The 23,391-nt window shown below is 37.6% G+C and carries 25 protein-coding genes; 19 read left to right on the forward strand and 6 right to left on the reverse strand.

What is annotated here, in order from left to right; genetic code table 11:
* Positions 1 to 12 precede the first annotated feature (12 nt).
* Complete coding sequence (locus M1D84_RS09910; RefSeq protein ID WP_411264693.1) at positions 13 to 903, reverse strand: LysR family transcriptional regulator; 891 nt, start codon at positions 901 to 903, stop codon at positions 13 to 15.
* A 100-nt stretch (positions 904 to 1,003) separates the two neighbouring features.
* Here M1D84_RS09910 and M1D84_RS09915 point away from each other — a divergent pair, with 100 nt between their 5' ends.
* Entirely contained in the window at positions 1,004 to 1,951 is a 948-nt protein-coding gene (locus M1D84_RS09915; RefSeq protein WP_122631342.1) for a carbon-nitrogen hydrolase family protein, read from the forward strand.
* Positions 1,952 to 1,999: 48 nt separating this feature from the next.
* Here M1D84_RS09915 and M1D84_RS09920 read toward each other — a convergent pair whose 3' ends face one another.
* Together M1D84_RS09920 and M1D84_RS09925 are read right to left on the reverse strand one after the other, a co-directional pair.
* Positions 2,000 to 2,317, reverse strand: coding sequence for a monooxygenase (locus M1D84_RS09920; RefSeq protein WP_212048950.1), 318 nt, complete (start codon positions 2,315 to 2,317; stop codon positions 2,000 to 2,002).
* Between the two features lie 11 nt (positions 2,318 to 2,328).
* A complete protein-coding gene (locus M1D84_RS09925; protein WP_458106244.1) occupies positions 2,329 to 3,255 on the reverse strand; it encodes a DsbA family protein in 927 nt (308 codons plus the stop codon).
* A 177-nt stretch (positions 3,256 to 3,432) separates the two neighbouring features.
* Between M1D84_RS09925 and M1D84_RS09930 the strand changes: the two genes are divergently transcribed.
* From M1D84_RS09930 to M1D84_RS09940, 3 genes are all read left to right on the forward strand, one after another.
* The gene (locus tag M1D84_RS09930) at positions 3,433 to 4,005 is read left to right on the forward strand and encodes a TetR/AcrR family transcriptional regulator (protein ID WP_411264695.1); all 573 of its coding nucleotides are present in this window, start codon (positions 3,433 to 3,435) and stop codon (positions 4,003 to 4,005) included.
* 68 nt (positions 4,006 to 4,073) lie between these two features.
* A complete protein-coding gene (locus M1D84_RS09935) occupies positions 4,074 to 4,499 on the forward strand; it encodes a MarR family winged helix-turn-helix transcriptional regulator (RefSeq protein WP_044334508.1) in 426 nt (141 codons plus the stop codon).
* Positions 4,500 to 4,645: 146 nt separating this feature from the next.
* The gene (locus tag M1D84_RS09940) at positions 4,646 to 4,963 is read left to right on the forward strand and encodes a DoxX family protein (protein WP_458106467.1); all 318 of its coding nucleotides are present in this window, start codon (positions 4,646 to 4,648) and stop codon (positions 4,961 to 4,963) included.
* A 63-nt stretch (positions 4,964 to 5,026) separates the two neighbouring features.
* On the opposite strand, the gene M1D84_RS09945 is transcribed toward M1D84_RS09940, so the two are convergent.
* Positions 5,027 to 5,224, reverse strand: coding sequence for a hypothetical protein (locus tag M1D84_RS09945; RefSeq protein ID WP_056766646.1), 198 nt, complete (start codon positions 5,222 to 5,224; stop codon positions 5,027 to 5,029).
* Positions 5,225 to 5,466: 242 nt separating this feature from the next.
* Here M1D84_RS09945 and M1D84_RS09950 point away from each other — a divergent pair, with 242 nt between their 5' ends.
* From M1D84_RS09950 to M1D84_RS10010, 13 genes are all read left to right on the forward strand, one after another.
* Entirely contained in the window at positions 5,467 to 6,636 is a 1,170-nt protein-coding gene (locus tag M1D84_RS09950) for an FAD-dependent oxidoreductase (protein WP_458106245.1), read from the forward strand.
* Between the two features lie 42 nt (positions 6,637 to 6,678).
* Entirely contained in the window at positions 6,679 to 7,359 is a 681-nt protein-coding gene (locus M1D84_RS09955) for a TetR/AcrR family transcriptional regulator (RefSeq protein WP_073205773.1), read from the forward strand.
* A 144-nt stretch (positions 7,360 to 7,503) separates the two neighbouring features.
* Positions 7,504 to 8,169: a helix-turn-helix transcriptional regulator gene (locus tag M1D84_RS09960; protein ID WP_073205770.1), complete on the forward strand. Its 666-nt coding sequence runs from the start codon at positions 7,504 to 7,506 to the stop codon at positions 8,167 to 8,169.
* Positions 8,166 to 8,540 carry a RidA family protein gene (locus M1D84_RS09965; protein WP_044334500.1) on the forward strand — a complete coding sequence of 125 codons (375 nt, stop codon included), beginning with the start codon at positions 8,166 to 8,168 and terminating at the stop codon, positions 8,538 to 8,540. The genes M1D84_RS09960 and M1D84_RS09965 overlap by 4 nt, the downstream gene beginning before the upstream one ends.
* A 72-nt stretch (positions 8,541 to 8,612) precedes the next feature.
* Positions 8,613 to 9,716 (forward strand): threonine synthase, encoded by a 1,104-nt coding sequence (locus tag M1D84_RS09970; protein ID WP_073205765.1) that lies wholly within the window; start codon positions 8,613 to 8,615, stop codon positions 9,714 to 9,716.
* A 216-nt stretch (positions 9,717 to 9,932) separates the two neighbouring features.
* A complete protein-coding gene (locus M1D84_RS09975) occupies positions 9,933 to 12,095 on the forward strand; it encodes an MMPL family transporter (protein WP_044334496.1) in 2,163 nt (720 codons plus the stop codon).
* A 100-nt stretch (positions 12,096 to 12,195) separates the two neighbouring features.
* Positions 12,196 to 13,380 (forward strand): sensor histidine kinase, encoded by a 1,185-nt coding sequence (locus tag M1D84_RS09980; RefSeq protein WP_342493882.1) that lies wholly within the window; start codon positions 12,196 to 12,198, stop codon positions 13,378 to 13,380.
* Between the two features lie 5 nt (positions 13,381 to 13,385).
* Positions 13,386 to 14,036, forward strand: a complete 651-nt coding sequence (locus M1D84_RS09985) for a response regulator transcription factor (RefSeq protein WP_103132486.1) — start codon at positions 13,386 to 13,388, stop codon at positions 14,034 to 14,036.
* A 207-nt stretch (positions 14,037 to 14,243) separates the two neighbouring features.
* The gene (locus tag M1D84_RS09990) at positions 14,244 to 15,212 is read left to right on the forward strand and encodes an AraC family transcriptional regulator (protein WP_034621993.1); all 969 of its coding nucleotides are present in this window, start codon (positions 14,244 to 14,246) and stop codon (positions 15,210 to 15,212) included.
* Between the two features lie 210 nt (positions 15,213 to 15,422).
* Positions 15,423 to 16,691 (forward strand): L-rhamnose isomerase, encoded by a 1,269-nt coding sequence (rhaA, locus tag M1D84_RS09995; RefSeq protein WP_024425158.1) that lies wholly within the window; start codon positions 15,423 to 15,425, stop codon positions 16,689 to 16,691.
* A 280-nt stretch (positions 16,692 to 16,971) separates the two neighbouring features.
* Positions 16,972 to 17,688, forward strand: a complete 717-nt coding sequence (locus M1D84_RS10000) for a (Fe-S)-binding protein (protein ID WP_149126614.1) — start codon at positions 16,972 to 16,974, stop codon at positions 17,686 to 17,688.
* 19 nt (positions 17,689 to 17,707) lie between these two features.
* Positions 17,708 to 19,132: a LutB/LldF family L-lactate oxidation iron-sulfur protein gene (locus tag M1D84_RS10005; protein WP_458106246.1), complete on the forward strand. Its 1,425-nt coding sequence runs from the start codon at positions 17,708 to 17,710 to the stop codon at positions 19,130 to 19,132.
* Complete coding sequence (locus M1D84_RS10010) at positions 19,132 to 19,845, forward strand: LutC/YkgG family protein (RefSeq protein ID WP_277721959.1); 714 nt, start codon at positions 19,132 to 19,134, stop codon at positions 19,843 to 19,845. The genes M1D84_RS10005 and M1D84_RS10010 overlap by 1 nt, the downstream gene beginning before the upstream one ends.
* Before the next feature lie 294 nt (positions 19,846 to 20,139).
* Here M1D84_RS10010 and M1D84_RS10015 read toward each other — a convergent pair whose 3' ends face one another.
* The gene (locus tag M1D84_RS10015; protein WP_024425154.1) at positions 20,140 to 20,481 is read right to left on the reverse strand and encodes a winged helix-turn-helix transcriptional regulator; all 342 of its coding nucleotides are present in this window, start codon (positions 20,479 to 20,481) and stop codon (positions 20,140 to 20,142) included.
* Between the two features lie 122 nt (positions 20,482 to 20,603).
* Between M1D84_RS10015 and M1D84_RS10020 the strand changes: the two genes are divergently transcribed.
* Complete coding sequence (locus M1D84_RS10020; RefSeq protein WP_056766607.1) at positions 20,604 to 21,185, forward strand: NAD(P)H-dependent oxidoreductase; 582 nt, start codon at positions 20,604 to 20,606, stop codon at positions 21,183 to 21,185.
* A 228-nt stretch (positions 21,186 to 21,413) separates the two neighbouring features.
* Here M1D84_RS10020 and M1D84_RS10025 read toward each other — a convergent pair whose 3' ends face one another.
* The gene (locus M1D84_RS10025; RefSeq protein ID WP_206533825.1) at positions 21,414 to 21,983 is read right to left on the reverse strand and encodes a sugar O-acetyltransferase; all 570 of its coding nucleotides are present in this window, start codon (positions 21,981 to 21,983) and stop codon (positions 21,414 to 21,416) included.
* Positions 21,984 to 22,206: 223 nt separating this feature from the next.
* On the opposite strand from M1D84_RS10025, the gene M1D84_RS10030 reads away from it, so the two are divergent.
* Positions 22,207 to 23,388 carry an MFS transporter gene (locus tag M1D84_RS10030; RefSeq protein ID WP_073205737.1) on the forward strand — a complete coding sequence of 394 codons (1,182 nt, stop codon included), beginning with the start codon at positions 22,207 to 22,209 and terminating at the stop codon, positions 23,386 to 23,388.
* Positions 23,389 to 23,391: the final 3 nt, after the last annotated feature.

Below are 23,391 nucleotides of genomic sequence, written 5' to 3' on the forward strand. Positions count from 1 at the left end.
TTTTATTTGTTTCTATTTCTGTTCCCCAGAATAGATATCCGCAACGATTTTTAAAAAAGCCTTCAAAGCACGTGTTTTATATCGATCTTTCTTCACGACAATGCCGATTTTCCAGGGAATATATTGACTGCTAATTGGTTTTACACAAATGTCCTCTCTGTACATATCCGTTAAAGGACTTGGAAGGATCGCCACTCCAAGTTCATCACGAACTAATGTCAAAAGCAAATCCCATTGTGTTGTGCTGTAAGCGATGTTGGGAACAAAATGTTCCTTACGGCAGCTATCTACAATCACTTGACTCAACGCAAATGAAGAATCAAACAATATCCAGTTATCCTCTTTAAGCTGTTCGAGTGAGAGCTGTTGTTCATCTTTTAAAGCGTGATTTTTTGGTAAACAAGCCACAAACGGCGCTTCAAAAATGAGTTGTTCTTCTAATTCATGACTTTGCGCAGGTATGACAACAAAGGCAACATCTACTTCGCCTTTCTCAACGAGTTTTTCTACATGCAAGCCGCCCTCTTCAATCATTTCGAGCGTCACATCTGGATGCTTTTTAGTAAAAGCTTTTGCCACTTTGGAAAAGAAAAAGGTACCAATTATTTGTGGCAGACCGATCTTTAAATGGCCGCGAATATGCGTCTCGGTATCACCCAGCTCCATTTGCAGCTCATTCATTTGCTGAAGCACCGCAATCGCTTTTTCATATACAAGCTGTCCTTCATCCGTTAACCTAAAAATTCGATTTGACCGATCGAAAAGGATGACACCCAGTTTTTTCTCTAATTTTTGAATGGTTTTAGTAAGGGAAGGCTGTGCGATAAAAAGCTTTTCACTTGCTCTTGAAAAACTTCCACATTCCGCAATTGTTTTAAAAATTTCAAAGTCCCGTATGTTCATTTTATCCTCCCATTATTCCAATAAGGCATACTCATTATGATGATGATATATTGTACATGATAAACATTTATTTTTACACTGAGAATAAGGAGGGGGTAAGATGTCAACATGTAGAGTTGCTGTTGTGCAAGCTGCTTCTGTCATTATGGATAGAGAAGCTTGTACTGAAAAAGCCATTTCGTTAACACTTGAGGCTGGAGAAAAAGGAGCCAATATTGTTGTATTCCCTGAAGCATTTATACCTGCTTATCCAAGAGGACTAGCATTTGGCGCCACTGTAGGAAGCCGTTCTCCAGAAGGAAGAAAGGACTGGCTTCGTTACTTAGAAAATTCAGTTCCAGTTCCTAGTCAAACGACAGACAGATTAGGAGAAGCAGCCCGCAAAGCTGGTGTCTACCTCGTCATTGGTGTCATTGAAAGAGATGATGAATCAAGCCGCGGGACTTTATATTGTTCCGTATTGTTTTTCGGACCAGATGGAACCTTACTTGGAAAGCACCGTAAACTAAAGCCGACAGGCTCTGAACGACTCATATGGGGAGAAGGGGATGGTAGCACACTGCCGGTTTTCGATACACCGTATGGTAAAATAGGCGCTTTAATTTGCTGGGAAAACTATATGCCATTAGCTAGAGCAGCGATGTATGCAAAAGGCGTCCAAATCTATATAGCCCCTACGGCAGATTCCAGGGAGCTATGGCAATCAACGATTCGCCATATTGCCGCAGAAGGCCGATGCTTCGTTCTATCTTGTAATCAATATGTGAATAAAGAGATGTATCCTAAAGATTTAGCCTGCTATGATGAATTAGCATCTTCTCCTGATGAAATGTGCCGAGGGGGAAGTGCAATCGTCGGTCCGTTAGGCGAATATATAAAAAAACCTGTCTATGGTCAAGAAGAGATACTGCTGGCAGATCTTGATTTGCGTGATATTTCTTCTAGTCAATTTGACTTCGATGTCGTAGGACATTATTCAAGACCTGATGTCTTCCAGCTCGTCGTCAATGAAGAGAAAAAAGAAAATGTAAAGTGGATAAATCGATGAAATCACACGAAAAAAAGAGCAGCCATCCAGCCGCTCTTTTTTCGTGTGTCAACCTTGATGAGTTTTTAATGGACCTTTTGTGATTTGAGAAAGCTCAGCATTAATATCAAAGATTTTAGCGTTGATGTCTGTTATTCCAAAGCTGGTTATTCTTTTAGAATGCATTTCAAGATAGTTTTCAGCTGCTTCTTTTGTTTCGAATAAGTAGATTCCGCCAGCCTCATTCTTCTCGGGATTCTCCGTCCATATTTTCCATATGAATCCGTCTTCCTCATTTATACTTTTCGCTAAATCAGAAAACTCTTTTGCCATTTCATCACCGAAAGGGCCCTTCATCTTAAAATCCATCTGTAATAAATGTGCCATCGTCATTCTCCTTATGTCGAAGTTGTAAAATACAGTTCTCCCAGCACTTCTTTCATTTGATACTGCTGCTGGGGAAGTTCTTTCTTCATAAAAGACCGTACATCTGATTGGTCAACATCGTACATTACTTCAATTTCTTTAGAAAATAGAAGTTTTTCTTTTTCGAGCAGGATTGAAACAGCTGGGCGCTTTTTCGGTTGAAGTTCTTCAGTGTTTAAAGCTTGCTTTAATCCTTCAACATAGACTTCAAATGAGCGGCCACCCGTGATTTTGACTCCTTTATTTTCTTCGTTGACGAAGATGATCGTTGGGAAACCTCTAGCACCAAGGTCTCGAACAAGAGTAAAATCTTGATCTAATAATTCCTGGCCGCTAGGCAGCTCCGCTTCATGGACTATCACATCTCCGTTAAGTCCAAGGTCGTTGACGATATCAATTAACACCGTGATATCCGATATATTTTGATTGAAGGCAAATAGCGCTTCTCTTGCACGGCGTAAAAAAGTATAGGCTAGTGCATCATCATGATGTTTTTGAATCACTTTGAACACGCGAGAGGGCGGGTAGGAGGATTGAACAGGATTGTCAATCATTAAGGAACCATCTATTGGCATGCGAGAATGTTCTCCAACCTCTCTCCAGTGACCAGCAACATCAGCAGGCTTATAAATTCCGTTTGCAGGATCAATTGGACCACCATGCCATTTCTCTAACAGTCCACCCAACACAGTCTGGAAATGAAAATAATGTCCATATTGCTCTTTAAATCGACGCAGGACAGGTTCAATTGCCCAGCAATGCGAACAAATCGGATCTGTTACATAATAGAGCGTTATTGTTTTTTTAGGCTGTTGAAAATCAATCACCTGGATATCCTCTTCTTCACCTACACCACATACACCTGTTTCTATATCACAAAACATCTCATTGTTTTTCAATTTCATTTACCTCCTCAAATTATGCAGGAAACGCTATTCCCTATGTTTGTTTGAATCAATCATTTGCATTACAATTAGATCTTAAGACACAATGAGTAAGACCAACACCAATAATTTCTTCAATTTGTTGTTTATCCAACAGATTAATAGATGTGTTGAAAAAGGAGGAGAGATAAGATGACGCAGCCAAAGACAGACCCTCGGGTTCTGAGAACGCGTAAGTTAATCATGGAGTCTTTTATGAAACTTTCATCGAAAAAGGAATTTAAGGATATTACGATCAAAGATGTCACGGCAGAAGCCATGATCAACCGAGCGACGTTTTATTATCATTTTGAGGATAAATACGATTTGGTGGATAAAACGCTGTCAGAAGTATTATCGATTAATTTAGAAAGTATTCATTTCAATCATCGTAAACTAGATGAAGATACGATCATCAATATTTTTAAAGCATTAACGAATTTTCAACAATCTCTGCATAACCGCTGCCAAGTAGAATATGAAACTGAACTTGCTCCTATTGTGAGGGAACAGCTTGAAATTATTTTTTATCAATTGTTAATCAATCAATATACAAATGTCGAAAAGCAAATTCTGAAGGTCACAGCTGTTTTTTTAAGCTGGGGAATTCACGGAGCTTCTGTTGAGTGGAGAAAAAATAGTTCGCACATATCATCAGAGAAGTTTATCAAATCAGCAGTTCCATATATTTTGTCAGGGATTGATTTTAAACAAGCAGATAGTTGATTTGACAATTTTTAAAGGTTTCACTAATATAAATGCTATAGCATATAAAATTCATAGAGGGTGTTTACATGGAGTTACAAGATTTAATAGGCTATCTCGTTCATCGTACCGATCTCAAAATGACAAATTATTTTACAAACAGGTTAAAGCCTTATGGGGTCACTCCTGAACAATGGAGTATTATCAGTATTCTGAGCAGTGAAAAGGGGACTACTCAAAAAGAATTGGCAGAAGGAATTGATAAAAATCAAACCACTGTCGTCAGAATGATCCAATCAATGGAACGAAAAGGGCTTGTCAAAAAAATCTATAACGAACAAGACCGGCGCTCACATCACCTGCTTTTAACAGAAAAAGGGCACGAGGTCAAAAAGGCCATTCTTCCTGTCGTCATGGATGCACACCAAACGGTAACAAAGCAATTAAGCGATGAAGAGATTCAACAATTAAAATTACTTTTGAACAAATTATTTCATTCAGACTATGAATCTTGAAATGTCTAATCTGTAATGATCTATTTATGCCCAATATATGCTATGACATATAAATTTCATCAGCTGAAAATTTGTCCATTTGGACTGAGTGTTTCAGTCAAATAACTTAGAAAGATGTGATCACGATTTTCATACTTATTCTACAAATGATATTGGCCGTTTTCTTTTTTGTAACAGGGTCGAAAATTATATCAGGGAAAATGGCAGAAGAGTTCAAACGATTTGGTTTACCTGCTTTTTTTAATGTTTTAACCGGAGCCTTTGAGCTCATAGGCGCTGCTGGAATGCTGATCGGCATATGGATGCCAACAATAGCAATATTATCAGGCTTACTGTTAGGAGGCACGATGCTTGCAGCTGCCTTTACTCTGATCGTATTAGCCAAAGATCCCTTTAAAAAAGCACTCCCTGCACTTGTGTTATTCGCTCTCAGTATCGGGGTCAGCTTGTACCACATTCTTTAAGTTCATATCAAGGTAAGTCACAAAACCTAAACAAATCTCCATTATTCTAATGGCGGATTGTGTTTAGGTTTTTTTGCGATTGAATTGTTTTCGAAGAACTAGGCATGAGACAGCGAATACTGCGAAAGCGCCCGCTGATCCAGCAGCAAACACCAGCTCAAATTGTTCTGGTTTGGACTTGAATAACAAAGGGACAGAAAGAATGAGAGCGGCACCACTAAAACTCAATCCTAATATCAACATTGCCAATAATTTATTCATAGAAACACCTCTTACACTCAGAATTAGAACAATGGAAACGACTGATTCAAGAATCATTGTGATGATTCGACATCCTTTCACATTCCTAGTTGAAGTGTATCATATGGTGGCGGGCGATTGTAAAATGCACAATTGTGAAATAAACTTTTCAAACGAACACCGTTCTTTACGAACGGTGTTCGTTATAATATAAATGTGATGTGGCTTTAAACGATTTCCATAAAGAAGAGGAGATGCATACGATGACGGCATTATCTAAGAAACAAAAGCAGATCGCTATTATTGGAGGAGGGCCTGGGGGGCTAACACTCGCCTTAATACTGCAAAATTACGGTATACAAACAACCATCTATGAACGAGAAATGCATGACAAGAGTCTTGAAAGAGGAGGCTCACTGGATATTCATGAAGAAACAGGTCAAAAAGCTTTAAAAGAAGCAGGAGTTTATGAGGAATTTCAAAGGAACGCCCGCTATGAAGGAGAAGATTTCCGTTTACTTGATAAATTAGGAAGAATTTATTTAGATGAAGAAACGGAATCGGATCAAAAAGGAACCCGCCCAGAAATTGATCGTGGTGTTTTGTGCGAACTGCTGTTAGATCAAATTGATGCTGAAAACATCAAATATGGATATAAACTAGAAAGTTGCATTTCATTAGAAAGCGGCATGACGGAGCTTCATTTTGAAAACGGAGTTGTTGAGACAGTTGATCTTGTAATTGGGGCAGATGGTGCTTTTTCTCGTGTGCGTCCTCTGTTAACAGATATTGATATTGAATACGCCGGACTCACGATGCTGGAACTGAATATCCTCAACGTAGAGATGAACCACCCTGATTTAGCTGCATTTAATAAACGTGGTAAGATGTTTGCTTTAGCTGACCACAAAGGACTGATTGGTCAGTTAAACGGAGATGGACGAATCAAAGTGTATGCAAGCCTTATGGTAGAGCGTAACTGGATTGAGACTTGTGGTATTCCGTTTCATCAAGCGAAAGAAGCAAAAGAACAATTATTAGCGTTATTTAGTGATTGGGACGATCAGCTGAAAAATTATATTCGTTATGCAGAAGATGCCATCATTCCAAGACGGATTTATACGCTTCCTGTCGGTTTTAAATGGAACCGCCATAAAGGAGCAACGCTTATCGGTGATGCCGCTCATGTCATGTCGCCATTCGCAGGTGAGGGTGTAAACATGGCGATGTTTGATGCAATGGAGCTTGCACTTGCGATTGTTCGAAATCCTCATCATATTGAAAAGGCTATTGAAGAATACGAAGACAGGATGTACGAATATTCATCGGAGAAAGCTCGTGAATCTGAAAAAAGTTTAAAGCTGTGTTTTTCAAAAGATGCTGCAATTAAGCTTGCTGAAATGATGAATTCTTTTCAAGAAAACGGTGATTGATGCTCAATTTACTATTTGACTTTGACATGTTATAAAGAGATTATGAACAATTCAAATCGTCGTATTATAAGTCGTCGGTCTCGGCCGGCTAAAGAGCCCTTAAGCCGTGAACTCATTGTGAAAACTGCCTATGAGCTTCTAAAGGAGCAAGGGTTAGAGGGCATGAGTATGCGTAAGGTGGCTAAAGCACTCGATACGGGACCTGCATCTTTGTATGTCTACGTGAACAATTTTCAAGAACTAAGTGCTTACGTATTGGATTATGGTCTCGGCCAAATGGTTTACCCAAATTCAGTGAATGGCACATGGAAAGAACAGTTATTTGACATATTGCATACTTATTTCCTACTGTTATTCGAAAAACCTGGTCTTGCTGAAATTTCTCTTTCCACCATCCCGCAAGGAACGAACTTTTTACAGTTGACCGAACTTATTCTCGCTGCATTGCATGAAAGCGGGGTCAAATCTACATCTGCTGCATGGGGAGTAGACCTGTTACTGTTATACGTATCTTCCGTAGCATACGAAAAGGTCTCTTGGAAGAAACATGGCTCTTCGCAGATTTCAGATACAAAAAAAGCATTTCATGATGCAGACAAAACGCGGTTTCCTTTCATCCATAGCCTAAAAGAAGAAATGTTTGCAGGTGATAACGTATCAATGGAACGGTTCAGGTGGGGAATTGAAGTCATTTTGTATGGAATCCAGCAAGAAATCAATTAGAAAGGAGCACAAGCAAAAAGCAGTCAATGGCTGCTTTTTTTAATTTTCTCAACTTTTTTCATCGTATATAAAAAAATCTATATATTGTTTTTATATATAAAAAATTATATAATCTAGTGGAATAAACAAATGAGGTGCTTAGGCATGGAAAATATAAAGAATTTATTAGAGAGCTATATTCCTTTAGCAAAATCTACTGCAAAAATGTTTGGAACAAATTGTGAAGTCGTTATTCATGATTTAACGAACCCACAAGCATCTGTCATGTTTACAGTCAATCATCATGTGACGGGAAGAAAAATCGGTCAATCATTTGATCATTTGGTAAAGACTGTTTTACAATCAGAAGATTTTAAAGAAGATTATCTTGCTGGGTATACATTTAAAACAGAAGACAACCGTACCATTCGTTCTTCGACTTCATTAATTCGTGATTCGAAGAAAAAGGTGATCGGGGCATTCTGTATCAATTTTGATGTTGAAGCATTGAATCAAATGCAGCAATTTATGGATACTTTTCTTTCTACAAAAGTTGAAGTTCAAGAGAATGAAACAACATCAAATGATGATCTTGAAAATGTGGAAGGAATCGTAGATCAATTGATTCAACAGATCATTCAAAACAGTGTCCACCCAGTTATGAAACGCCATGAAAAAATTGAATTAATAAGGTTCATGGATGAAAAGGGAATCTTTTTAATGAAAGGTTCGGTTGAGAAGGTCGCATCTATGTTAGGTATTTCTAAAGTCACCGTCTATAGCTATTTGGATGAAATCAAACATAAATCGAATGAAGGGGAAACGAAATGAAAAGCATCCTTGAGGTAGGAAATCTAAAATCCAACGGACATTATGCATTCGCAACCATTCATCAAAACACGGTCTATGTTTCAGGACAATTTGCCATCAATCCTGAAACGAGAGAAAAGGAATTCGGCACCATCGAAGAAGAGACATTACAAGCGCTTAAGAATGTGGAGATGATTGTAGAAGCAGCCGGAAGTAAAAAAGAAAAGATCTTGCGTATGACATTATACATTTCGGATATTCATTTATGGGACAAAGTAGATGCGGTTTATACTCAATTTTTTGGTGAACATCAACCAGCACGTACTGTTGTCCCAACGAATGAATTACATTTTGGTTTCAAGATTGAAATTGATGCTATTTCTTATATTTAGAATATTTTTTTGCCTATGATATATAAAAAAGTATATTTTATATAAAAAATTATTCGAAGGGGCTGATGATTGATGAATCAATTGATTTGTAACGATTGCGGGAAAAAGTATGAGATGACACCAACTCTATGGAAATGTGATTGTAACGGCGTATTAAACCTGGTGAAAGATATTCCTAAAATAGATATTGCGGCTTGGGATCACTATCCAAACTCATTATGGCGTTATGCTGAAGCCATGCCATTTTCAAAAGGTTCTAAGACCTGGGAATCTGTGACAATGGGTGAAGGTCAAACTCCGTTAATCGTTTTAGATCCTCATGAGCCAAACACTTATGTAAAAGTTGATTATATGATGCCTACGCTATCCTTTAAAGATCGAGGAGCTGCTGTTTTAATGACAAAGGCAAAGGAATTAGGGGTATCAAAAGTCATTGCGGATAGCAGCGGGAATGCAGGAACGGCGATTGCCGCTTATGCAGCTCGTTGCGAGATTGCATGTGACATCTATCTAAGCGATGAAACTTCACCTAAAAAGATCGCTCAAATAAAAGCCCATGGAGCAACGATTAAAGAAATTCGCGGTACACGAGAGGATATTGCAGCCGCGGCGCAAAAAGCAGTAGACGCCGAAAACGTTTTTTATGCAAGCCATGTGTATAATCCTTATTTTTTTGAAGGAACAAAAACATACGCCTATGAAATTTATGAACAAATAAAAGGAGCACCTGATGCATTAATCATTCCGGTTGGAAATGGTACTCTCCTCCTAGGTGCATATTACGGTTTTAAAGAGTTATTTGAAAATGGTTTGATTCATAAAATACCGAAAATCATTGCCATACAAGCGAAAAACTGTGCTCCTCTCGTGAAAGCTTATCAAAACGCGGAGGAATCAGCATCGCCTGTTACGAATACAGGAACTTTGGCAGAAGGTATAGCCATTGCTGCCCCGGCGCGCTCCAAACAAATTCTAGAAGCTGTCCAAGATACCAATGGTACATTTATAGATATTGAAGAGGATGAGATATTGAATGCACGCTCTAAACTAAGTGAGAAAGGATTTTATGTGGAAGTGACATCTGCCGTCAATTTTGCTGGCTACATGAAATATAAAAAGGAAGCAAAAGAAACAATCGTCATACCTCTTTGTGGTGCAGGAATTAAATCAAAATAACCAGATATGACTAATACAACTGATCCGGAATTGGCCAGATGATGATATAGATAAAATGAACGCTCTCTATCAATAGAAGGGTATCTCAAAAGAGATGCTCTTTTTCATGCCTAAATGTACAATCCCTTTTGCCCAAAAGTACAATTTCAATCAACTATTTCATTACGTAGAATAAAGAGGTGAATATCATGAATTCGATGAAAAAGGAGTAAGTGAATGGCTAAATTTTTATATAACTTAGGAAACTTTGCTTTTACTAAGCCTAAACGAATGTTAATCGGTTGGTTACTTATTTTAGTAGCTGTAGTTGCAGCAACAATAGGGACAGGCGTTTCATTTAATGGAGATATGTCGATTCCAGGAACAAAATCTGAAAAAGCGATGGATCTCTTGGAAAAGAAGTTCCCAGCAGGTGATGATGAGGGAACAATTCGTCTAATATTTAAAGCACCTAAAGATGAAACTTTAGAAGCAAAGAAAGTGAAACATAAAATTAATGAGACGATAAAAGAAATTAAAAAGGATAAAGCAGTTAAGCAGGTGACCGATTTATATGAGACCTTTACGATAAGTAAAGATAAGAAAATAGGATATGCGGATATTACGTATCGAGTGAAAGCGGACAAGGTAAAGGAATCCTCAAAAGAGAAAGTATTAAATAGCATAAAGATTTCAAAAGATGCGGGCATCCAAACGGAATTAGGCGGCTCCGTGACATTCTCTGAAATTGAAGTAGGTGGCATTTCTGAAATCATAGGGATTATCTTCGCCTTCTTGATTTTAGCCTTTACATTTGCTTCACTTTTGGTCGCAGGATTACCAATATTGACGGCTGTAATTGGGTTAGTAATAGGTGTGATGGTCATTTTAATCACCTCAAACTTTGTAGAAATGTCTGCATTTAGTCTCACATTAGCGGTGATGATTGGTCTTGCAGTAGGAATTGATTATGCACTGTTTATCATTTCAAGATATCGACAGCTGTTAGCAGAAGGCTACAATTTGAATGAGGCTGCTGCTAGAGCTGTGGGTACCGCAGGAAGTGCTGTATTATTTGCGGGCGTCACTGTCATTGTTGCATTATGTGGACTTGTATTAGTTGACATACCGTTTCTAGGTATCATGGGCCTTGTGGGAGCCTTTATGGTACTATCTGTTATGCTTGTTTCCCTCACGATTGTTCCAGCTATACTAGGGCTTCTTGGAGATAAGGTGAGTCCTTCTAGGAAAAATAAGTTATTTTCTAAATTACAGCCAAAAAAAGAGAAAAAAACAATGGGCTGGGGAAGATTTATTCAAAAGCATCCGGGTAAAATAATGCTAGGTGTCATTTTATTGACAGGATTGATAAGCTGGCCAGCACTTCATATGGAGCTTGGTCTTCCGGATAACGGTATGAAAGGCAAAGAAACAACTGAACGTAAAGGATACGATCTTTTAGCAGAAGGATTTGGCAAGGGGTTTAATGGACCACTTGCCATCATCATAGATGCCTCTCAAGCAGATAAAACGATGAAGTCCAAGTCCATCGAGGAATCATCAAAATTGTTAGAAAAAATGGATGGTATCACACAAATCACGCCGGCGATTCCTGATCCATCGGGTGAGTACGCAATGTTAACAATCTTACCTAGAAGTGGTCCGGAGGATAAAGAAACGAAGCAATTAGTGAAAGACATTCGAAATGTATCGAGTGTGACTGACACAAAGTTTCTTGTGACTGGTTCTACTGCCGTGAATATAGATATTTCAGATAGACTCAGTGAAGCATTGCCAAAATTTGCAGGAGTCATTATTGGATTTGCTTTTGTGTTAATGATTCTTGTATTTAGATCATTCCTTGTTCCATTAAAGGCTGTACTAGGGTTTTTAATGACATTAACTGCTACATTAGGTTTTGCTGTCTTTGTTTTACAGGATGGACATCTTGCCCCATTGTTTGGAATACCTGCAGCAGGACCGTTGTTAAACTTTATGCCTGTACTAGTGACAGGAATATTATTTGGTCTTGCAATGGATTATGAAGTATTTTTAGTTAGTAGAATGAGGGAAGAATTCCTTCTATCTCATGATGCAAAGAAATCTGTTATTTCTGGATTACAGCATAGTGGCAGGGTTGTAACTGCAGCAGGCTTAATTATGATTTTCGTTTTCGCAAGCTTTATTTTTGCTCAAGACTTGATTATTAAAACAATGGGATTAACATTGGCATTTGGGGTTTTATTCGATGCATTTGTCATTAGAATGACCTTTATCCCTGCTTGTATGATGCTATTAGGGCGGGCAAATTGGTACTTACCAAAATGGCTGGCACGATTGCTTCCGCATATTGATATTGAAGGAGAGTCAATTGCCCAAAAGGAAAAGAAGATTATATAATGTATTCTTTTTAAATGTTAAAATCCTAATACCGCCATTGCCTCTTTAAAAGGCGGGCGGTATTTTTCGTGTTATGATGGGGTTTGGAAGGTGAGAGTTTATGCTTAAGAAACGGATAGACCCATTTAATGAAATGATCTATTCCCGAATTCCCACGTTATTATGGGGCGTTCTTGTGTATGTTGCAGCGATGATTTTTCAGTTTTTAACAGCATCTTTATCGCTTTCAAGTTTGTTTTTTTCTGGCCTTATCGCGATCCATCTCATTTTGCACTGGTGGTCATTTTATTGGTTCAAGAAGAAGCCTTGGATTTATTTCTTCATACAAGGAATCGTTATTCTACTTTGTGTTTTAGCTATGCAAGCTGCCTCTCCTGTTATTTTAATTGGTCTTTTACCGGTATTAATTGCTCAAAGCATCGGTGTATACTATCATACATTAAAGATTATTTTGACAGGACTTTGTTTTTATGTACTTTTTTTTCTAGCTCTTATTTTGGTTAATGATACAGATGATCTGACTGTCTACATTCCGATTTTATTTCTTATCCTTATTGTGGTCGTTGCATACTCTATCTTATTTTTTAGACAAGTAAAGGCTAGAATACGAACTCAAACGTTTCTAAAGGAACTAGAACTCGCACATCAGCAGGTGGAGGAGTTAACCCTTGCTAATGAACGTCAAAGAATGGCGAGAGATTTACATGATACCCTTGCACAAGGGCTTGCAGGCATTATTATGCAATTGGAAGCTGTTCAAGCACATTTAGAGAATCAAAATACCCAGCGTGCTCAAAGCATTATCAAGGGCTCAATGAGCCAAGCTCGAAAAACATTAGGTGAGGCACGAATGGTGATTGATGATCTTCGGAAGGATCGTCAGGATCAATACGATTTAACTGAAACAGTGAAAAATGAAGTAAATCGATTTACGACAGCAACGAATATCCCAATTCGTACAAAGATATCTGTACCTCAGAATATGTCACCTTTTTTTATTGAACATACTGTTTACATGATAAAAGAATGCTTAACGAATGTTTCAAAACATGCCAAAGCAAGCCATGTCGAGTTAGTGATGGTACAACAAGGTGATCACATCCATTTGAAAATAGCAGACAATGGAGTGGGATTTGATGAGAAAAAACGAGAATCCACTTTTGGACATTACGGCATCATTGGTATGTCAGAACGTGTTCGGCTGCTTGGTGGAGAGATCCATTTGAAAAGTAAAAAAAATGAAGGTACACAAGTAATAGTGAACATACCTTTGAAAAAGGAGTAAATACAGTGTCTTATCGAATTGTGATTGTTGATGATCATTATGTTGTGAGAGAAGGATTAAAATTAATTCTTGAAACAGACGAAAGATTTGAAGTTGTTGGAGAAGCAGAAGATGGAGGAAAGGGGATAGATGTCATAAAAGAAAAATCCCCAGACCTTGTATTACTTGACCTCAACATGCCAATGATGAGCGGGCTTGATATGCTTAGAGAAATGCAGACTCTTCAAATAAAAGTTCCCGTACTCATTTTGACTACTTATAATGAAGAGAACTTAATGATTCAAGGGTTACAGCTTGGTGCAAAAGGCTACCTCTTAAAGGATGCCAGCAGAGAAAACTTATTTAATACAATTGAAGCGGCCATCAGAGGAGACATTTTACTTCAATCAAATGTGGCCTCAAAGGTATTTGAATCAACCGTACACAAAGAACCTCAAGAAAAATTGAAAACAGACAACCACTTGCTTACCGAAAAAGAAATGCTCGTTTTGCAAGCAGTAGCTAGAGGGTTTCGGAGTAAGGAAATTGCATTTGATATGGGAATTTCCGAGAGAACTGTAAAAGCACATTTAACAAACATTTATCAAAAACTAAATGTGACATCAAGAGCTGAAGCAATTAAAACATCAATAGAATTAGGAATCATTCATTTTTAGATAATTGAACAAACAGGAGTCAAAGCCACTCTTGCAGAAGCACTTTTGTACAAACCTATGAGCTTGGGAAATAATAAAGAGACTACTTTAGGTAGTCTCTTTTTAAAAAGCATGGAGTTAGACTCTATATAAGAAAGAAGGTATGTGGGCTTTGGTTGAAGAAGTCTAATAAACAATGAAGTAAGATTATAAACAAAGGAGAAACCTATGCAACATGATCTTCTCAATCAATTATTAAAGATAACAGATGAAGAGGAACTGATTCTACAAAACAGAAGAGAGATAAATAAAGACATTTATACCAATCAGTCTAATTTTATTATAGAAAGTCAAAAATTTCTCAATCAAGAGAGTATGATTACGGTTCGAAAACATACACGCTTTGTGGATTTTCCTAAACATAAACACGACTACATTGAGATTAATTATGTTTACAATGGACAGTATAACCAAAAAGTAGGGAATCAAAGAATAAAATTGCAACAAGGGGAGCTGTTATTTTTAAACCAGCATATTGAGCATGAAACTCAAGCTTGTGCAGAAGAAGACATTATTATTAATTTTATCATTTTACCTAATTTTTTTGATTTTATCTTTTCGTTTTTAACGACTGAAAACAGAATTAGTAATTTCTTAATTAACAGTTTATATAACAGTACTCAAAATGGACAATTCCTTTACTTTAAAGTTTCAGAAGTAGAAAGCATTCAAGAATTGATAAAAAAAATTATTATTGAAATTATGTCTCCTGCTTTTATGTCTGAATCCACCATTAAATTGTATATGGGTCTTTTAATGGTGGAGTTAATTAAGCACGCTGATAAGGCCGAACATACAGAAGACAATCCTGTACAACATTATTTAATTGTTGAATCATTAAAGTATATTGATGAACATTTCCAGAGTGCATCACTGAATGAATTAGCCACAAAATTAAGCCAGCCCGCTTATGCTTTAAGTAAAGAGATTAAAAAGGCTACCAACTTTACATTTAAAGAATTACTTCAAGAAAAACGTTTAAATAAAGCGAAAGAGTTACTGGAAAGTACAGATATGCCAATTGCCTCTGTTATAGATCAAGTTGGATATGATAATGTAAGTTATTTCTATCGGATTTTTAAAAACAAATATCATCAGACACCAAAGCAATTCAGAGAACACTTAGCAAAAAAATAAGATGCTGCTAAATGTTCTTTTTTATTTTAAACAATTGCAAATAAGGACAATAAATAAATCATTTTAGACATTATTTTCTCCTTTTAGCTGGCTTAATATAAAGACATAAGCAAACGCTTTCATGCAAAGGGTGATTAAAATGAAGAAATGTTGTTTAGCAGTTGATATTTAACAGTAACGACACCGTAAAATAGAAAGGAAGAATATCAAATGACAATAAGAGAAAATTATGAGATTGCGAAAAAAGAATATGAAAAATGGGGAATCAATGTTGATGAAGTATTGGAACAATTAAAAAATGTACCGATTTCCATTCATTGCTGGCAGGGAGATGACATTGCTGGATTTGAAGTAAATAAAGGAGAATTGTCAGGTGGAATTGATGTAACGGGAAATTATCCTGGTAAAGCAACCACACCTCAACAACTAAGAGCAGATTTAGAGAAAGCGTTGTCTTTAATTCCTGGAAAACATCGTGTGAACTTACATGCCATTTATGCGGAAACAAATGGAGAAGTCGTTGAAAGGGATCAATTAGAGCCAAGACACTTTGAAAACTGGGTGAAATGGGCTAAAGATCAAGGTGTAGGCTTAGATTTCAATCCAACATTATTCTCACATGAAAAAGCAGCAGATGGGCTAACGTTGTCTCATCCTGATGAACATATCAGAAATTTTTGGATCAATCATTGTATCGCCAGCCGCAAAATTGGTGAGTATTTTGGTAAAGAATTAGGAACAGCATCCTTAACAAATATTTGGATTCCAGATGGTTATAAAGATATTCCAAGTGATCGACTAACGCCTCGTCAACGGTTAAAAGATTCGTTAGATAAGATTTTTGAAGAAGAGATCAATGAAAACTATAATCTTGATGCCGTTGAAAGTAAGTTATTCGGTATTGATTCTGAATCTTATGTGGTTGGATCGCATGAATTTTATCTTGGATACGCATTAAAGAATAATAAACTATGTTTATTAGATACAGGACATTTCCATCCGACTGAAATGGTATCAAACAAAATTTCATCTATGCTGCTTTACAGTGACAAGCTTGCCCTTCATGTTTCTCGTCCTGTTCGCTGGGACAGTGATCATGTTGTAACGCTGGATGATGAGTTACGTGAAATTGGTCTCGAAATTGTTCGAAATCAAGCATTGGATAAAGTGATGATTGGCCTTGATTTCTTTGATGCAAGTATTAACCGTGTTGCAGCATGGACAATTGGAACAAGAAACATGATTAAATCGTTACTATATGCAATGTTAGTACCAAATGAACATTTAAAAGAGTTACAGGAAGGTGGAAACTTTACAGAAAGATTAGCATTAATAGAGGAATTCAAAACGTATCCTTTCGGTGCAATCTGGGATTACTATTGTGAAAAAATGGGCGTGCCTGTAAAAGAAACATGGCTGGAAGAAGTGAAACAATATGAGCAAGATGTATTAACAAAAAGAAACTCTGTTTTAGCCTAAAAAATCATGAAAGGCTAACTAGTAAATTTACAAAGAGATACAGTCAGGGGAAGGGTCTAATAGATCAATTCCCTTGTTTATATTACAAGGATTCCTTTTTAGATGAATAGGTTACAACTCAATGTTTTTTCCACTCTACGCGTGCTAATTGAAGGGAATCATATTCATCTCACATGGAGAATACACAATAAAATACTTATGAGAGAAGGGGCCTGCTTTTATTTTTCAGTCATCAGCCGACCAGGTAAATCTAAATATTCGTTAAGAGGAGGTTTTAAAATTGAAAGTGAGCTTATTTATTACATGTTTAATTGATACTTTCCAGCCGAATGTCGGTAAGGCAACAGTTGAGATACTTGAACACCTTGGTTGTGAAGTATCATTTCCTACATCACAAGTATGTTGTGGCCAGCCCGCCTATAATAGTGGCTATGCTGCCGAAGCCAAGCAAGCAGCGAAAAATATGATCCAAACCTTTGAAGATGCAGAGTATATAGTAACTCCCTCTGGTTCTTGTGCAGCAATGTTCCACGAATATCCACATATATTCAAAGGAGATTTTCAATGGGAGGAGCGAGCAAGGCGGCTTGCTGAGAAAACGTATGAACTAACTCAATTTATCGTAGAGGTGTTAAAGGTTACAGATGTAGGGGCACGTTTAAAAGGGAAAGCGACCTATCATACATCTTGTCATATGACACGTTTGCTAGGTGTGAAGGAAGCACCTTTTACGCTGCTTTCTAATGTAAAAGAATTAGAGGTTGAGCACCTTCCCAACGCCCAAAATTGCTGTGGATTTGGTGGAACTTTTTCTGTGAAAATGATGCCAATATCTGAACAAATGGTAGACGAAAAAGTGGAAAGTGTTGAACAGACCGGTGCGGACTATTTAATTAGTGCAGATTGTGGATGTTTAATGAATATTGGAGGACGAATAGAACGTTTAGGAAAATCAGCGCAGGTACTGCATATTGCAGAGGTATTAAATAGCCGTTAATTCAAGGGGGGAACACGACATGAGCATGAAAATTAGTGATAAAAAATTTAATGAACGTATTGATAAAGGAATCCAAGATTCTACGATGCGTGAGGCTGTGTCTACAGCTCAAGAACGCCTGTATACACGTCGTTTGGCAGCTAGTGAAGAGCTTGGGAACTGGGAAGAATGGCGCGATTTAGGGGAGCAAATCCGTCAACACACGCTGGAGAATTTAGATTATTACTTAATGCAATTAAGTGAAAATGTTACAAAACGCGGGGGACATGTCTTTTTTGCGAAAACAAAAGAAGACGCCGCTCAATACATAAAGGAAGTTGCAGAAAAAAAACAAGCCAAGAAAGTCGTGAAATCCAAATCAATGGTAACCGAAGAAATCGAAATGAATAAAACTTTAGAAGACATAGGTTGTGAAGTGGTAGAAAGTGACCTTGGCGAATACATTTTGCAAGTTGATGATCATGAACCACCTTCCCACATCGTAGCGCCGGCTCTTCATATGAAAAAAGAACAAATTCGTGATGTATTTCAAGAAAAACTAGGTTATGGAAAGTCGGAAGATCCTTACGAGATGACAAAATTTGTTCGTAAAATCCTGCGCGAAAAATTTCTTGAAGCAGAAATCGGTGTCACCGGTTGCAACTTTGCCGTTGCAAATACAGGATCAATCTGTTTAGTGACCAATGAAGGAAATGCGGATCTTGTAACTGCTATTCCAAAAACGCAAATCGCTGTAATGGGAATGGAACGTCTTGTACCAACAATGGAGGAGCTGGATGTACTTGTTGGATTGCTTTGCAGAAGTGCAGTAGGGCAAAAGCTAACGAGTTACATTACAACAGTAGGGCCTAAATATGAAGAAGAGGCAGATGGTCCAGAAGAATTTCACCTTGTTGTCGTTGATAACGGCCGTTCTGAAATCTTAGGGTCTGAGTTCCAACAAGTATTACAATGCATCCGTTGTGCAGCATGTATTAATGTATGTCCAGTATATCGTCATGTCGGAGGACATTCTTATGGCTCTATCTATCCGGGGCCAATTGGTGCAGTATTAAGTCCACTTTTAGGTGGATATGACGATTATAAAGAACTGCCATATGCATCAACTCTTTGTGCAGCATGTACTGATGCTTGTCCAGTTAAAATTCCGCTACACGAACTACTTTTAAAACATCGTCAAGTAATTGTTGAAAAAGAAGGACGTGCTCCTCTCGGTGAGAAACTAGCGATGAAAATGTTTGGAATGGGAGCATCATCTGCTGCTCTATACAAACTAGGTACAAAAATGGCACCTGCAGCTATGAAGCCCATTGTATCAGGAGATCGAGTCTCCAAAGGAATTGGCCCATTAAAAAATTGGACTGAAATTCGAGAATTCCCAGCTCCAAGTAAAGAACGTTTTCGAAACTGGTTTGACAATCATAAAAAAGGTGGTGAAAAGTAATGAGAGGAACAGCTCAAAATCAGGAAGTTTTTTTAAATCATGTGGCTAAACAGCTGGGACGGGAAAGACGAATAAGTGGTGTTGTACGTCCAGAGTGGAAGAATAACGTAAACTGGGATGTAATGAAAGGTTATACAGAAAAGGAGTTAATCGCTACGTTCACAGAGCACTGCAGCAAAATTCATACCACTGTTTTTGAAACAACAAAAGATCACTTAGCTGAAGCTTTAAAGAAAATTGTTGCTGAACATGGCGGGGGGCCCATAATGACAGCCCAAGATACACGTTTCAAAGAATATGGCTTAACAGATTTACTTGAAAAAGAATGGCCGGAAGAAAATATAGAGGTACATGTATGGGATTCAAAAAGAGGACGTGAGGCGAATCATTCCCTCGCCGAAAAAGCCAATATTGGTATTACATTCAGTGACTATGCACTTGCCGAGTCAGGAACAATTGTTGTAAAAACTCATGAGGGACAAGGGCGGGCACTTCACTTTTTGCCGACTGTCTATGTCACGATTATCCCGCGTGAAACGATTGTGGCACGTATTACACAGGCTGTTTCTGACCTAAACCAACGTGTAGAAAAGGGAGAAGCTGTTGCTTCTTGTATTCACTTTATTTCTGGACCAAGTAATTCTGCAGATATCGAAATGAATTTGGTCGTAGGTGTGCATGGACCTTTAAAAGCTTTTTATTTCATTGTGTAAGGTTGGTTGATATAAAAAATAGAGTTTCCATTTGGAATCTCTATTTTTTTCAAGGATTCCACGCAGGTCGTAAGAAATCTGGAATTGGCGGAGCAGATGGTAAACATGGTTTAGAAGAATTTTTACAAACTCATGTTGTTTATTTGCAGCATAACTCAAACAAAAGATAAGAGAAAGACAACTTAATATTCCATGAGATTTATCAATAAGCAGCTATTTCATCATCGTTCTAAGAGTATCTCAAGAGAGATGCTCTTTTTCTTGACTGAATGTACAATTTCACTCAACGTCTAACTATTTTTTCATTTGTTCTTCCCCCCAATAGCAAATCGCATCTAATACAGGGATTAATGATAATCCCTTTTCCGATAAACTATATTCTACTTTTGGAGGCACTTGAGGATATTCTTTACGATTAATTAACTGATCTGCTTCAAGCTCTTTTAGTGTATTGGTTAATGTTTTAAAAGAGATTGCCCCAAGCATTCGTTTCAACTGATTATAGCGAATAGGCGCATTGTTTGCATATAAAGCATACAGTACCGTCATCTTATATTTCCCACCAATTAATGATAAAGTGTACCCAAATCCAGTTTCTTTTAGATCAGCATGAGCTGTAAAGGATTCTTTGGTCATTTCACACTCTCCTTTAGGTTAGTATCGCACTTTAATTACCGTACTTGTAGTACGTTATAGCATACAATAAAATGAATGTACATCAAAATATGATGAAAATAACAAAAAAGGGTGAATGAATTATGAAAACAATTGTCTATGCACATCCTTGGGATGGAAGCTATAATCATGCCATTTTGACTTCCATTACAGAAAATCTAGAAACAAAGAGAGAACCATTTCAAGTGATCGATTTATATAAAGATGGGTTCAATCCCGTTTTTTCAGCTGAGGAATTGAAGTATTTTCATAAAGGAGAAACGCCTGATCAATTAGTTAAGGATTATCAAAAGAAATTAAGTCAGTCAACTGAATTAATATTTATATTTCCTGTCTGGTGGTGGGATTTACCTGCAATTTTAAAAGGATTTATTGATAAAGTCATGTTAAGAGGTTTCGCATTCTTGGAAGATAAAAACACTGGGGCTTTAAAAGGTTTATTGACAAATATTAAAAAAACAACCGTGATCTCAACATCTACAACAGATAAGGATTATATAGAATCTGAAGGTGGGAATGCGATTCAAAGCGTTTTTATTAACAGAACTCTTGCTGACTTGGGAATTAAAAACGAAGACACCAAATGGATTCATTTTTCGAGAGTTAACTTAACAACAGATGAAAAGAGGAAAGTATTTTTAAACGAAATATCCCAACGTATTTAATTTACTGTAGCAGCCAATAAGGAAAGGCACAACCTTTACGACCGATCTAATTGATTGAGAAGGTGGTAGAGGTTGTGAAATTAAATATCGACACTCAAATATATATTCTCATTTCTTAGTTTACATAATATATATTCTAGGAAGTTAAACAAACAATGGATTTCTCTTGTCTCAAAATTAAGTATACTTATCTTATTGAGACAAAATAGAAAAAATCAAAATCCAACGTTATTCGCGAGATTTTGATTCATCAAGATATTTAATGATTTTCGCAGGATTTCCACCAACCACCACATTTGCTGGAACATTTTTTGTCACAACGGCACCAGATGCAATGACAGCATTGTCGCCAATTGTGACACCTGGATTAATAATAGCACCGCCGCCAATCCATACATGGTTTCCAATGGTGACTGGTTTGCCGAATTCAATGCCCTTTGCACGTTCTATCGGGTCAAGCGGGTGTCCAGCCGTATAAATATGTACATTCGGACCTAATAAACAGTGATGTCCAATGGTAATTTTGCACACGTCTAATAACACTGCATCAAAATTTGCAAAAAAATGCTCACCAATCTCGATATTGTATCCGTAATCGCACTGCAGTCTTCCTTCAAAAACGACATCATTTCCGCAAGCGCCTAATAATTCCTTTAAAATGGATGTTCTTTTTTCTTGCTGATTGGTTTGCTGATATGCGTATGTCAATTGTCTCGCTCTTTCACGATCTGCGATCAGTGTTTGGTCACTAGATACATAATGTTCTCCTTGGATCATTTTTTCCTTTTCACTTTTCATGTTGATCTCCTCCTCCCTTCTATTTATACCAATGCGATATGATTACATCCTACCGCCCCCTTTATGTTTATTTTACCTTCTCATCATAACAATTGGGAAGGAATGATTTCTTTTGACTAGAATTGACCTTGTTCCTCCAGCAAGTTATTTACGAATCAGCAAGTCTCATTTATAATCGAGTAGATTTGTTCAATAACATATATCTTTAATTGTGAGGGATTAGATGGAATTAAAGTGGTATAAAGCAATTATTGTGATCTTTACGATGTCTGGGATCTCCATTTCTACATGGTTTTCACGGACACCGGAAGTGAGAGATTTATTACAAGCAAACACAGGAACAATGGGACTTATTTTACTCGGTTTATCCGTTGGTTCAATTGTTGGGCTTGTTCTTTCAAATGTATTCGTCCGCAAAAAAGGCGGCCGATTGGCGATTGTGATCAGTGCTTTTTTGATGTTCCTTGGATTTACTACTCTTGCCATTGGTTCAACGCTCTCTTCTATCTTTGTCGTCACCTCTGGTCTTTTTCTTTTTGGAGCAGGCTCTGGCATGTGCAATGTGGCGATGAACTTAGAAGGAACAGAGATTGAGTACAGCATCAAGAAAACCATTCTGCCTATATTGCACGCTTCCTTTAGCATTGGGACTTTAATTGGAGCAGGTGCTGGTATTCTTTTTATCCATCTAGGCATCTCTGTATTGATACACCTTCTCGCTATCGCCCTTCTATTCTTCCTCAGTATATTGATTTGTACACGGTTTATCCCGCATGGGACAGGAAAGGATCAGCATGAGAAGCAGACCGATACAGTTGAGTCTACTCAAACGGCATGGCTGAACAAACGAACGATATCTCTTGCGATGATCGCCTTATGTCTTGCGTTTGTCGAAGGCTCGGCCAATGATTGGATTCCACTTGCAATGGTGGATGGCTACCAAGTTTCACATTCCATGAGTACGGTCATCTATGCTTTGTTTTTGTGCGGCATGATTAGCGGCAGACTGATCAGCGGACGTTTGATCGATCGCTTTGGCAGAGTATTATTGCTAAGAGTTGCGATTTTATCAGCAGCTGCCGGCCTATTCTTAGTCATTTTGAAGATTTCACTTGTTGTATGTATGATATCAATCTTTTTATGGGGACTTGGCGCATCTTTAGGCTTTCCGCTAACTATTTCTGCAGCAGGCGATGATAGCCGGTACGCTGTCAAACGCGTTAGTATTGTGACCTTATCTGGTTACACAGCCTCCCTTTCCGGTCCTCCTATTTTAGGACTGCTTGCCAATCAAGTTGGACTGCTTCATGCCTTTATCTTTGTTCTAATTGCCATATGTATTGCAGGAATCTTTACTAAAGCTGTAGCAAAACCACATTCATTACAAGCGACTAAAAGTGTCTGATCC

This window comes from Bacillus sp. PK5-006 (genome assembly GCF_054161415.1).